This is a genomic window from Burkholderia sp. LS-044 (assembly GCF_004803625.1).
Taxonomy (GTDB): Bacteria; Pseudomonadota; Gammaproteobacteria; order Burkholderiales; family Burkholderiaceae; genus Burkholderia; species Burkholderia cepacia.
Genome location: NZ_SSWO01000005.1, coordinates 200413 through 212714, shown reverse-complemented (window position 1 = coordinate 212714; position 12302 = coordinate 200413). Strand labels below are relative to the sequence as shown.

11 protein-coding genes are annotated in these 12302 nt (G+C 68.2%); 9 read left to right on the top strand and 2 right to left on the bottom strand.

From position 1 onward, the window contains the following. The first annotated feature begins 22 nt into the window (after positions 1–22). Genes glcF through E9536_RS15245 form a run of 3 tightly spaced genes read left to right on the top strand, consistent with a single transcriptional unit; the run spans position 23 to position 3884 of the window. Positions 23–1243 (top strand): glycolate oxidase subunit GlcF, encoded by a 1221-nt coding sequence (glcF, locus tag E9536_RS15255; protein WP_136470100.1) that lies wholly within the window; start codon positions 23–25, stop codon positions 1241–1243. 20 nt (positions 1244–1263) lie between these two features. Continuing rightward, positions 1264–1668, top strand: a complete 405-nt coding sequence (locus E9536_RS15250; RefSeq protein ID WP_027790222.1) for a heme-binding protein — start codon at positions 1264–1266, stop codon at positions 1666–1668. 41 nt (positions 1669–1709) lie between these two features. Next, positions 1710–3884 carry a malate synthase G gene (locus E9536_RS15245; RefSeq protein WP_124546474.1) on the top strand — a complete coding sequence of 725 codons (2175 nt, stop codon included), beginning with the start codon at positions 1710–1712 and terminating at the stop codon, positions 3882–3884. An 81-nt stretch (positions 3885–3965) separates the two neighbouring features. Here E9536_RS15245 and E9536_RS41425 read toward each other — a convergent pair whose 3' ends face one another. Continuing rightward, on the bottom strand, positions 3966–4124 hold the full coding sequence (locus E9536_RS41425; protein ID WP_168799533.1) for a hypothetical protein: 159 nt from the start codon (positions 4122–4124) through the stop codon (positions 3966–3968). 352 nt (positions 4125–4476) lie between these two features. On the opposite strand from E9536_RS41425, the gene E9536_RS15240 reads away from it, so the two are divergent. From E9536_RS15240 to E9536_RS15230, 3 genes are all read left to right on the top strand, one after another. Then, the gene (locus E9536_RS15240) at positions 4477–6039 is read left to right on the top strand and encodes a sensor domain-containing diguanylate cyclase (protein WP_136470099.1); all 1563 of its coding nucleotides are present in this window, start codon (positions 4477–4479) and stop codon (positions 6037–6039) included. Between the two features lie 148 nt (positions 6040–6187). Then, complete coding sequence (locus E9536_RS15235; protein WP_027790219.1) at positions 6188–7573, top strand: cache domain-containing protein; 1386 nt, start codon at positions 6188–6190, stop codon at positions 7571–7573. Between the two features lie 29 nt (positions 7574–7602). Then, positions 7603–8247 (top strand): response regulator transcription factor, encoded by a 645-nt coding sequence (locus E9536_RS15230; RefSeq protein WP_027790218.1) that lies wholly within the window; start codon positions 7603–7605, stop codon positions 8245–8247. A gap of 45 nt (positions 8248–8292) precedes the next feature. Here the strand turns inward: E9536_RS15230 and E9536_RS15225 are convergent, their stop codons facing one another. Then, entirely contained in the window at positions 8293–9816 is a 1524-nt protein-coding gene (locus tag E9536_RS15225) for an MFS transporter (RefSeq protein ID WP_136470098.1), read from the bottom strand. 144 nt (positions 9817–9960) lie between these two features. Here E9536_RS15225 and E9536_RS15220 point away from each other — a divergent pair, with 144 nt between their 5' ends. The 3 genes from E9536_RS15220 (at position 9961) to E9536_RS15210 (ending at position 12288) form a co-directional block, all read left to right on the top strand. Further along, entirely contained in the window at positions 9961–10602 is a 642-nt protein-coding gene (locus tag E9536_RS15220; RefSeq protein ID WP_136470097.1) for a TetR/AcrR family transcriptional regulator, read from the top strand. 274 nt (positions 10603–10876) lie between these two features. Further along, positions 10877–11425, top strand: a complete 549-nt coding sequence (locus E9536_RS15215) for a fimbrial protein (RefSeq protein WP_027790215.1) — start codon at positions 10877–10879, stop codon at positions 11423–11425. 89 nt (positions 11426–11514) lie between these two features. After that, complete coding sequence (locus E9536_RS15210; RefSeq protein WP_060174092.1) at positions 11515–12288, top strand: fimbria/pilus periplasmic chaperone; 774 nt, start codon at positions 11515–11517, stop codon at positions 12286–12288. Positions 12289–12302: the final 14 nt, after the last annotated feature.

The following is a 12302-nucleotide window of genomic DNA, read 5'->3' as shown; positions in this document are numbered from 1 at the left end:
CGAACCCGATCCCGACCCGCCGATGCAAACCAATCTCAGCGAAGCAAGCAAGGCCCTCGCCCGGGCCGACGAAGCGGAAGCGATCCTGCGCGCGTGCGTGCACTGCGGCTTCTGCAATGCGACCTGCCCGACCTACCAGGTGCTCGGTAACGAGCTCGACGGGCCGCGCGGGCGCATCTACCTGATCAAGCAGTTGCTCGAAGGCGAGCCGTGTGGCGAACGCACGCAGCGGCATCTCGACCGCTGCCTGACGTGCCGCAACTGCGAGACGACCTGCCCGTCCGGCGTGCGCTATCACACGCTGCTCGACATCGGCCGCGCGGAAGCCGAAAAGCGTGCGCAGCGGCCCGCGCGCGAGCGCCTGCTGCGCGCGGGGCTGCGGCACGTCGTGCCGCGCCCGGCGACGTTCGCCGCGTTGCTGAAGGCCGGCCGCGCGCTGCGCCCGCTGCTGCCGGGCACGCTGCGGGACAAGATCCCGGCCGCCGTGCCCGCGGCCGCGCCGCGCCCGCCCGTGCGCCACGCGCGGCGCGTGCTGATGCTCGAGGGCTGCGTGCAGCCGTCGCTGTCGCCGAACACCAATGCGGCCGCCGCGCGCGTGCTCGACCGGCTCGGCATCAGCGTGAGCCCGGCGCGCGAGGCCGGCTGCTGCGGCGCGACCGAATATCACCTGAACGCGCAGGATGCCGGCCTCGCCCGCGCACGCCGCAACATCGACGCATGGTGGCCCGCGATCGAAGCGGGCGCGGAAGCGATCGTGCTGACGGCAAGCGGCTGCGGCGCGTTCGTGAAGGAATACGGCGACCTGCTGCGCTCCGACCCCGTCTACGCGGAGAAAGCGCAGCGCGTCAGCGCGCTCGCGCGCGACCTCGCGGAAGTGATCGCGGCCGAGCCGCTCGACGCGCTGGCCGAGTCGACGCCGCGCCGCGTCGCGGTTCATTGCCCGTGCACGCTGCAGCACGCGCAACGGCTCGGCGGCGCGGTGGAAAACATCCTGACGCGGCTCGGCTTCGATCTGACGAATGTCGCTGACGGCCATCTGTGCTGCGGTTCGGCCGGCACGTATTCGCTGACGCAGCCCGAACTCGCGACGACGCTGCGCGACAACAAGCTCGATGCGCTCGAAGCCGCGCGGCCGGACCTGATTGTCACGGCCAACGTCGGCTGCCAGACTCACCTGAACGGCGCGGGCCGCACGCCGGTGCGCCACTGGATCGAGCTCGTCGACAACCGACTCGTCAACTGACCTGATTCCGGAGGATCTCCATGCAGACGAAACCCGAACTCGAATTGGCGGATGCCGACCGCATGCTCGCCGCCGCCCGCGCGGAAGCGGAACGCCACGGCTGGGCCGTGTCGATCGCCGTCGTCGACGACGGCGGCCACCTGCTCGCGTTTGCACGCCTGGACGGCGCATCGCCGGCCAGCGCCTGTATCGCGCAGGACAAGGCGCGCGCGGCGGCGCTCGGCCGGCGCGAGACGAAGGCGTATGAGGATATGATCAACGGCGGCCGCACCGCGTTTCTCAGCGCGCCGCTGACGGGGTTGCTCGAAGGCGGCGTGCCGGTCACGGTCGGCGGCCGGATCGCGGGCGCGATCGGCGTGTCTGGCGTAAAGTCCGAACAGGACGCGCAGATTGCCCGCGCCGGCACACAAAGCGTCGCGGTATGACCAGCCAAGCCGCGCGCGATTTTTCCCCGGGAGGATTAACGATGATCGACCAAGCAGGACTGCAAGTCGCGCCAGCGCTGAGCCAGTTCATTGAAAACGAAGCGTTGCCGGGCACCGGCATCGACAAGGCCGCGTTCTGGAGCGGTTTCTCGGCCCTGGTGCACGACCTGGCGCCGCGCAACCGCGAGCTGCTCGCGGAACGCGACCGCCTGCAGCAGGAACTCGACACCTGGCACCGCGCGCACCCCGGCCCGGTGCGCGACCACGCCGCGTATCGCGCATTCCTCGAACAAATCGGCTACCTCGTGCCGGTTCCGTCGAACGTCGCGGCAGCCACCGCGAACGTCGACAGCGAGATCGCGACGCAGGCCGGCCCGCAGCTCGTCGTGCCGCTGTCGAACGCGCGTTATGCGCTGAACGCCGCGAACGCCCGCTGGGGCAGCCTGTACGACGCGCTGTACGGCACCGACGCACTGCCTGAAGACGGCGGCGCCGAACGCACCACGGCCTACAACCCGACGCGCGGCCAGCGCGTGATCGACTACGCGCGCAACGTGCTCGACAACGCGGCGCCGCTCGCGAGCGGCTCGCACCGCGACGCGCTGCGCTACCGCGTGCAGGACGGCCAGCTCGCCGTCGAAACCGCCAAGGGAATCGTGGGCCTCGCGCAGCCGGCGCAGTTCGTCGGCTACCAGGGCGCGGCCGACGCGCCGTCCGCGATCCTGCTGAAGCACAACGGCCTGCACCTCGAGATCCAGATCGACGCATCGACGCCGATCGGCCGCGCCGATCTCGCGAACGTGAAGGACGTCGTGCTCGAAGCCGCGGTCAGCACGATCATCGACTGCGAGGATTCGGTCGCGGCGGTGGACGCCGACGACAAGGTCCAGCTCTACCGCAACTGGCTCGGCCTGATGCAGGGCACGCTGGTCGAGGAAGTCGCGAAGGGCGGCAAGACCTTCACGCGCCGCCTGAACGCCGACCGCGAGTACACGACGCCCGACGGCGGCACGCTGTCGCTGCACGGCCGCTCGCTGCTGTTCGTGCGCAACGTCGGCCACCTGATGACCAACGGCGCGGTGCTCGACCGCGACGGCAACGAGATTCCGGAAGGGATCCTCGACGGCGTCGTCACGGTGCTGTGCTCGCTGCACGACCTGAAGGCGAAGCGCAACTCGCGCACCGGCTCGATCTACATCGTGAAGCCGAAGATGCACGGCCCGGTCGAAGTCGCATTCGCCGATACGCTGTTCGCGCGCATCGAGGATCTGTACAACCTGCCGCGCAACACGCTGAAGATGGGCATCATGGACGAGGAGCGCCGCACCAGCGTAAACCTCGCCGCGTGTATCGCCGCCGCCGCCGCGCGTGTCGCGTTCATCAACACCGGCTTCCTCGACCGCACCGGCGACGAGATGCACACCGCGATGGAAGCGGGCCCGATGATCCGCAAGGGCGACATGAAGTCGTCGGCGTGGATCCAGGCTTACGAGCGCAACAACGTGCTCGCGGGCCTGTCGGCCGGCCTGCGCGGCCGCGCGCAGATCGGCAAGGGCATGTGGGCGATGCCCGACCTGATGCACGCGATGCTCGAGCAGAAGATCGCGCATCCGCGCGCCGGCGCGAACACCGCGTGGGTGCCGTCGCCGACCGCCGCGACGCTGCACGCGCTGCACTATCACCTCGTCGACGTGCAGGCCGTCCAGCAGGAGCTCGAGAAGACGCCGTATGCGAGCGAACGCGACACGCTGCTCGAAGGGCTGCTGACCGTGCCGGTCGTCGAGCGCGCCGCGTGGAGCGAAGCCGAGATCCTGAGCGAAGTCGAGAACAACGCGCAGGGCATCCTCGGCTACGTCGTGCGCTGGGTCGAACAGGGCGTCGGCTGCTCGAAGGTGCCCGACATCCACGACGTCGGCCTGATGGAAGACCGCGCGACGCTGCGCATTTCAAGCCAGCACATCGCGAACTGGCTGCGCCACGGCGTGATCACCGAGGCGTTCGTGCTCGACGTGTTCAAGCGGATGGCGCGCGTCGTCGACCAGCAGAACGCCGGCGACCCGAACTATCGCCCGATGGCGCCCGGCTACGACCAGTCGACCGCGTTCAAGGCCGCGTGCGCGCTCGCGCTGCAGGGCACGTCGCAGCCGAGCGGTTATACCGAGCCGCTGCTGCACCGGTTCCGGCTCGCGTTCAAGGCGCAACAGCACGGCGGATAAGCACGGCCGTGCCGCGGGTTTCCGGCGTGCCGGAAGCCCGTACGCCGGGAGCCCATATGCCGGCAGCCCGTACGCCGGGCTTCACGAAACGGGCGGCCGCAACGGCCGCCCGTTTTCATTTTCGCGTTCGCCCGGCTGCTGAAACGAATAATCGGCGCATATCGACGCCTTCATTTTTTTTGCTCGCCTGCCGTTAACCCGATGGAATCGGCGGCCGCGCGCCGCGGTTTCGCCGCTCATGCCGTACAGCCTTGCGCTGGAACGCTTTGCCGGATATTCGCAAGCCCGGGAATTCACTGAAATTTGATCCGGATCAACGGCCCGCAACATTTTCCGCGCGCGCGAACGCGCGCGTTATACTCCGTTGAATTCGCACTGCCCGATTCCTCGGATCGTTGAATCGGCGTAGATGTCACCAGTAAATGCTCGATTTACCGGTATATCTGGCCGCGATTCCCGGTAATCAGTGTCCATTTTCTCGCCGGCCGGCAGGAAGGCGTCGAATGGACGCGTGGCGGATCGCCGCCGCCACGTCATACGAACAATTGCATCGGCCCGCCGCCCGGCGGCAATGCCCATCGATCCACGGACCATGGCAGAAACCGATTACGCAGTGCCCAGCGAATCCGGCCTGACGAGCCGTGTCGCCGCACATCTGCGCCGGTTCCTGCTGCCGCACCTGATCTTCTATACCGGGCTGCTGATCGCGCTGCTCCTGCTGTCCCTGTGCGGGATCGTGCTGTACGAAGGCCGCATCGACGCGCGCGACCGCTCGATCTCGATGCAGCAGAATCTCGCGCTGATGGCGTCGTGGGACATCGAGCGCAACATCGAGATCTATTCGCTGTCGCTGCAGGCCGTCGTCGAAGGCGAGAACGACCCGGATGTCGTCAAGCTGCCGATGCCGCTGCGCCGCCAGGTGCTGTTCGACCGTGCGACGACGGCCAAGTACCTCGGCGGCATCTATGTGCTCGACGCGAAGGGCGACATCGCGGTCGACGGCAAGAGCGACGTGCCGCGCAAGGCCAACTTCGGCAACGAGCCGTACTTCACGATGCACCGCGACCATCCCGACGTCGGCCTGTACGTCAGCCCCCCGTATCATTCGCGCTTGCGCGGCGGCTCGCCGAGCATCGCGCTCAGCCGGCGGATCACGGGGCCCGACGGCGCGTTCGGCGGCGTCGCCGTGATGTCGATCCGGCTCGAATATTTCCAGAACCTGTTCTCGCGGCTGTCGCTCGGCGATCGCGGCTCGATCGCGCTGATCAACACCGACGGCAAGATGGTCGCGCGCGAGCCGTACGACCCGAAGATCGTCGGCCGGGACATCAGCCACGCCAGCACGTTCCGGCGGTTCATGACCGCCAACGAAGGCAGCTTCGCCGATACCGCGTCGATCGACGGCGTGCGCCGCCTGTACGTGTTCCGGCATCTCGAGCACCTGCCGCTCATCATCATGGTCGCGCGCTCGGAAGCGGATACCTACGCCGCGTGGTACGACCGTGCGATTCCGATCGGCTCGGCGATGGTCGCGCTCGCGATCGGCTTCGTCGGCCTGTCGCTGCTGCTCGACGTGCAGCTGCGCAAGCGCCACCGCGCGGAAACCGAACTGCAGGCGCTCGCGCGCACCGACGGCCTCACGGGCCTCGACAACCGCCGCATGCTCGACGTCACGCTCGCACGCGAGTGGCGCCGGGCCGCGCGCTCGCAGCACGCGCTGTCGCTGCTGTTCATCGACGTCGACTACTTCAAGCGCTACAACGACACCCAAGGGCACCAGGCCGGCGACGACGCGCTCGCCGCGGTCGGCCACTGCATCGCCGGCTGCCTGCGCCGCCCGGCCGATTACGCGGCGCGCTACGGCGGCGAGGAGTTCGTCGTCGTGCTGCCCGACGTCGATACGGACGGCGCGGCGTCGATCGCCGAGACGATCCGCACCGGCATCCTCGATCTCGGCATCCGGCACGACGCCGGGGCGACCGGCCGCCTGACGGTGAGCATCGGCGTGACGACGAGCTATCCGGAACACGACGACGACATGCAGGCCGCGCTGAAGCTGGCCGACGACGCGCTGTATCGCGCGAAGGAAGGCGGGCGCAACCGCATCGTCGTGCACGCGGCCCCCTCCGGCGGCCTCGCGGCGCGGCGGGCCTGAACGGGCCGCCGCCGGGCGACGGCAGGGCGGCCGGCCGGCCACTGTCGCCGCCCGCGCGCAAAATCGCCGACAATGTCGCCTCGACACGCCGCCGCGCGGCTGCCTGGCCCGGCCGGCCCGCGCGGGTGCGCGGCCGCTTCGCACCACCATGAGACTCAAGGCAAAGATCTTCCTTCTGGCCATCGTGCCGTTCCTGCTCGCGATCGCCGGCATCGGTTTCGGCGTGCGCCAGCAGGCGACGTCCCTCGCGCGCACGCAGCACGCGACGATCCAGGCCGCGTACATGTCGAGCAAGGAGGTCGAACTCAAGCACTACGTCGAGCTCGCGACGAGCGCGATCATGCCGCTCTACGACGCGAGCGGCCGCAATGCGCGCGACGACGCGCTGCTGCGCACGCAGGCGCTCGCGATGCTGCAGAAGATGGATTTCGGCCCGGACGGTTACTTCTTCGTGTACGACCTGCACGGCAATTCCCTGATGCATCCGCGCGAGCCCGAGCGTGTCGGCCACAACTACTGGTCGATGCGCGACCCGCAGGGCGCGCTGACGATCCAGAAGCTGATCGGCGCGGCGTCGAGCGGCGGCGGCTATGTGCGCTACGCGTGGCAGCGGCCGTCGACGGGCCGCGTCGCGCCGAAGCTGGGCTACGTCATCGCGCTCGAACGCTGGGGCTGGATGGTCGGCACCGGCATCTATCTCGACGATGTCGACACCGCGCTGCAGCGCATCGACGCGCGCGCGTCCGCGAACATCGAGCGCACGATGAGCTGGCTCACCGCGATCGCGCTCACGGGTGCCGCCGCGATCGCCGTGTGCGCGCTGGTGCTGAACGTCAGCGAGTCGCGCAGCGCCGACGCGAAGCTCAAGCTGCTCGCGCAGCGCGTCGTCGAATCGCAGGAACAGGAGCGGGCGCGGCTGTCACGCGAGCTGCATGACGGGATCAGCCAGATGATGGTATCGGCGAAGCTGATGCTCGAATCCGCGCTCGCGCGCTTCGAACGCGGCACCGCGCGCATGCCCGAGGCCGAGCAGGCGCTGACATCGGGCGTCGTGCGGCTCGGCGACACGCTGCGTGAAGTGCGGCGCATCTCGCATGCGCTGCGCCCCGCGATGCTCGACGATCTCGGCCTCGCGGCGGCGCTCGAGCAGCTGGTGCGCGAGCTCGGCGCCGAAAGCGGCATCGACATCGGTTACACGCAGGTCGCGCACAGCGGCGCGCGGCCGCTGCCCGCGGCGGTCAACACCGCGCTGTTCCGGATCGCGCAGGAAGCGTTGAGCAACATCGTGCATCATGCGCGGGCGTCGCGCGCGGCCGTCACGCTCGACGTCGGCGCGCAATCCGTCACGCTGACCATCGCCGACAACGGCTGCGGCTTCGACGCCGAACGCTCGCAGGCCGACGTGCGCCACGGCATCGGCCTGCGCAACATGCGCGAGCGCCTCGACGCGCTCGGCGGCACGCTGACGATCACGTCGCAGGTCGGCCACACGATCGTCGCCGCGCGCGTGCCGCTGCCCGGCGCTGCGTCATGACGCACCCCATCACAGGAGACCTTTCACGCATGAGCGCCCCCGACACCGCCCGGCCCGTCGCCCGACTGCTGCTCGTCGACGATCACCCGCTCGTGCGCGACGGCTTGCGGATGCGGCTCGAAGCGGCCGACCTGTCCGTGGTCGGCGAAGCCGGCAACGCCGACGAGGCGCTCGCGCTCGCCGCGTCGCTCGAACCCGATCTCGCGCTGATGGACATCGGCATGAACGGCATGAACGGCATCACGCTCGCGGGCGTGTTTCACGAACGCTTTCCGGGCATCCGCGTGCTGATGCTGTCGATGCACGACAACGTCGAATACGTGACGCAGGCCGTGCGTGCCGGCGCGAGCGGCTACCTGCTGAAGGATTCGCCCGCGAGCGAGATCGTGCGCGCGATCGGCACGGTGCTGGCGGGCCAGACGTTCTTCAGCGAAGGGCTCGCCGCGCGGATGATCCACGCGAGCACGACCGCGTCGCCGCTCGACCGGCTCACGCCGCGCGAACGCGACATCCTCGACGCGCTGGCTGAAGGGCTGTCGAGCAAGCAGATCGCGCAGCAGACAGGGCTGTCGGTGCGCACGGTCGAGACGCACCGGCTCAACCTGAAGCGCAAGCTGGAGATCGAGGGGCAGGCCGAGCTGATCAAGTTCGCGGTCGAGCATCGGCGAAGGTAGGTCGGCACCGCGATCTGCTGCAAAAGGCTCGGCCGGCAAGCCGCATCATTCCGGCTGTGAAGACGTCACACACGCCGCCGCCGCGCGCCCCGATTGATTCTTCGTTTCACGCCGCATCATCAGCATCACAGCAACACCCACACTGAGGATTCCGGAACACAGGACCGCGATCGAAAACCCGTGCGCCATCGCATCCCGATACGCGCCAAGCAGCGCCGGCTGTCCCGCCGCAAACACATGCTCCATCACCGCCTGCCGCGCCAGCGTATCCGCTTGCGCGCTGCCGGCCGCTTGCATCGCGGCCGTCATCCGGTGCAGCGCACCGACGCTCATCATGCTGCCGAGCACCGCGATGCCCATGCTCATCCCCGTCTGGCGCAACGCGTTCATCGTCGCCGACGCCATGCCCGCACGCTCGGCCGGCGCGAGTTCCATCACGGTCATGCCGGTCGCGGGCACCGCGAGCCCCATGCCGACCCCGAGCACCGCCAGCGCGATGCCGACCGGCACATACGGCGTTCCCGCACCGAAGCCCGCCATGACCGCGAGCATCGCGCCGACCAGACCGTACCCGGCCACCATCAGCCCGTGCAACGGAATACGCGCCGCGATGCGCCCGAACAGCATCGACGTGACCGCCGTCATCACGAACTGCGGCATCAGTTGCCAGCCGGCGGCGGCGGGCGTGCGCCCCTGCGCCTGCTGCAGGAACAGCGACAGGAAGAACAGGCTGCTGTACCCCGAGAACCCGAGCACGAACGATGCGAGATTGGCGCGCACCAGCCGCCGGTCGCGAAACAGCCAGACCGGCAGCAGCGGCCGCTCGACGCGCGTTTCGACACGCACGAACACGACGAACGCCACCGCGGCGCCCGCGAGCAGGACGAGCACCTTCACGTGCGACGCGCCGGCTTCGCCGATGCCGATCAGCCCGTAGGTGAGCAACCCGAGCCAGACCACGCTCAGCGCCTGGCCGAGCGGATCGAACGCCGCGTGCTGCGGATGCCGGCGCTCCGGAATGCCCCACGCGCCGAGCAGCACGGTCACGATGCCGATCGGCACGTTGACGAGGAAGATGTCCTGCCATCCGCCATGCTCGACGAGCAGCCCCCCCACCAGCGGCCCGAGGATCAGCGCGAGCGCGCTGAACGCGGACCATCCGCCGATCGCGCGGGCACGCTCGCGCGCATCGGGAAACGCATGCGTGAGGATCGGCATCGCGCCCGGTATCAGCAACGCGCCGGCGAGCCCCTGGATCGCGCGCCCGATCAGCAGCGGCTCGAGCCGGCTCGCGCATGCGCAGACCACCGACCCGGCCGTGAACAGGACCACGCTGCCGAGCCACACGCGCTTGTGTCCGTAGCGATCGCCGAGCGGGCCGGCCGACAGCATGAACGCCGACAGCGCGAGCGCGTACGCGTTGACGACCCACTGAAGGCCGCCGATGTCGGTATCGAGCGCCGTCTGCAGCGTCGGCAACGCGACGTTGACGATGCTGATGTCGAGCGTGGCGAGAAAGGTGCCGAGACAGGCGGCCAGGACGAGTGCGGCGCGACGGTAGCGAGGCATGGCGGTCGGCCCTTCACGGGCACGAAGATGAGAATGATTCGCATCATATATATCGACTGACCGTCGGTCAATGGATTGCGTTGGCCGTGAACGGGGCGCTGGCCTAAACTGCGGGCTTTGCACGAACGGGCGTCGAGCCGCGCGATGACGGACAGGACAAAGGCAGGAACCACGACAGGAAAGGACGACGCGCCGGCGGGCAAGCTGCCGCGCACGAAGCCGGCGGAAGTGCGCCTCGAGGAGCTGATGGCCGCGGCCGAGAGGCTGTTCCTCGCGCAGGGCGTGGAAGCGACGACCATCAGCGAGATCGTCGAGCACGCGCAGGTGGCGAAGGGCACGTTCTACCACTACTTCGAATCGAAATCCGACATGCTCGCCGCGCTCGCGCAGCGCTACACGGCGTCGTTCCTCGACCGTTTGCACCACGCCGTGGACGCGTGCGACGCCGACGACTGGCTCGCGCGCCTGCGCGCGTGGATCCGCACCAACATCGAAACCTACGCGGCGACCTACCGCACGCACGACATCGTCTACGCGAATCACCATCACCACGATCGCGCGAATGCCGACAAGAACGCGATCCTCGAACAGCTCGGCGAGATTCTCGACGGCGGCGCACGGGCCGGCACGTGGCGGCTCGCGCACCCGCAGGTCACCGCGCTGCTGATCTATGCGGGCGTGCACGGCGCGACCGACCACATCATCGCGGCGCCGGAAACGGATCGCACCGCGTTCGTCGACGCGGTGGTCGACGATTGCCTGCGGATGCTCGGCGCCGGCACCTGACGCACGGCAACGAACCAGGCACCCGAAGGCGAATGCCGTTCAGTCACGCTGAACGGCATTTTTCATTGGTGCCATCGCAAAGTGACAATTGTTCATCTTACGAATTGTTGACGCCAGTAGGATTCGTTCTGTCCAAGTGTAACCAAGCCGAAAACATAATATTCGGCCGTGTGATGCCTTTTCGGGTCGCCGTTGGATGTCGCGTCGCGCTGTCAACGGATATCGCGTCGGCGTCGTATCACCATCCAGATCGATTCTTTCTGAAACCAAAAACATGCAAACCAAACTCATTACCGCCGTGTTGTTCGTGGCTGCAGCCACTGCGTCGCAAATCGCATCCGCAGCCGACGGCACGATCACGTTCAACGGCAGCGTTACCGCGCAAACCTGCACGATCAACGGCAACGGCAGCGGCTCGAACAACTTCAATGTGCCGCTGCAATCGGTGGCGACCAGCGCGCTGGCCGCCGCAGGCCAGTGGGCCAACCGCACGCCCTTCAACATCGCGCTGACGGCCTGCACGCCGGCGTCGGGCAACGTCCACACCTACTTCGAACCGGGCCCGACGGTCGACACCGCCACCGGCAACCTGATCCTGGCCGCCGGCGGCGCGACCAACGTCGAGATCCAGCTGCTGAACGGCGACGGCACCTATTCGCCTATCAAGATCGGCGCAGCTGACGCCTCGCAAAACTCGAAGTCAGTCGCAATCAGCTCGACCGGCACCGCCACGCTGAACTACTACGCGCAGTACTTCGCAACCGGCGCTGCAACGGCAGGCGCGGCGACGTCAAGCGTGATGTACTCGCTCGTTTATCAGTAACCAATCACTTAGTTATACATAGCAAGATCGGGCGGAGCGGCACGACGTCGCACCGCCCCTCGTGCTCGCTACCTGCATCGATCTCCATCATGAAGCTTCGAAACACCCTCCGGCGCGCGATCGCCACCGCATGCGCCGCATGGCTCGGCTACCTGGCAACGCCCGCCGATGCATCGGTGGTGATCGGTGGCACGCGCGTAATCTATGCCGCGAGCGAATCCGAGGTCACGCTCAAGCTGTCGAACGCCGGCCAGTCGCCCGCGCTCGTGCAGTCGTGGGTCGATACAGGTGACGTGCGCGGCGCGCCGTCCACGACCAAGGTGCCCTTCACCGTCACGCCGCCGATCTCGCGGATCGATCCGTCCAAATCGCAGACGCTGCGCATCGTCTACACCGGCGAGCCCATGCCGCAGGATCACGAGTCGGTGTTCTGGCTCAACGTGCTCGAGGTGCCGCCCAAGCCGAGCGCGGCGGACGCGGACATGAACCGTATCCAGCTCGCATTCCGTTCGCGCATCAAGCTGTTCTATCGTCCGGAAAAACTCGCGGGTTCATCGGCCGACGCGCCGGCGCAGCTCACCTGGCGGCTCACACAGGCCGACGGCAAACCGGCCATCGAGGCGCACAACCCGACGCCGTTCCATGTGTCGCTGACCACGATCAGCGTGCAGTCGGGCGGACGCAGCGCAATCTTCGACGATGGCGGCATGGTCGGGCCGGGCGAGACGCGCGCCTTCCCGCTGAAAGGCGATGTGCCCGGCTCGGCCGGCGCCAGCGTGCGTTACACGACGCTGAACGACTACGGCGGCTCGGTCATCGGCGAGACGCCATTGCGGTCAGACACCGCCGCACCGTCGCGATGATGCGCGACTGACTC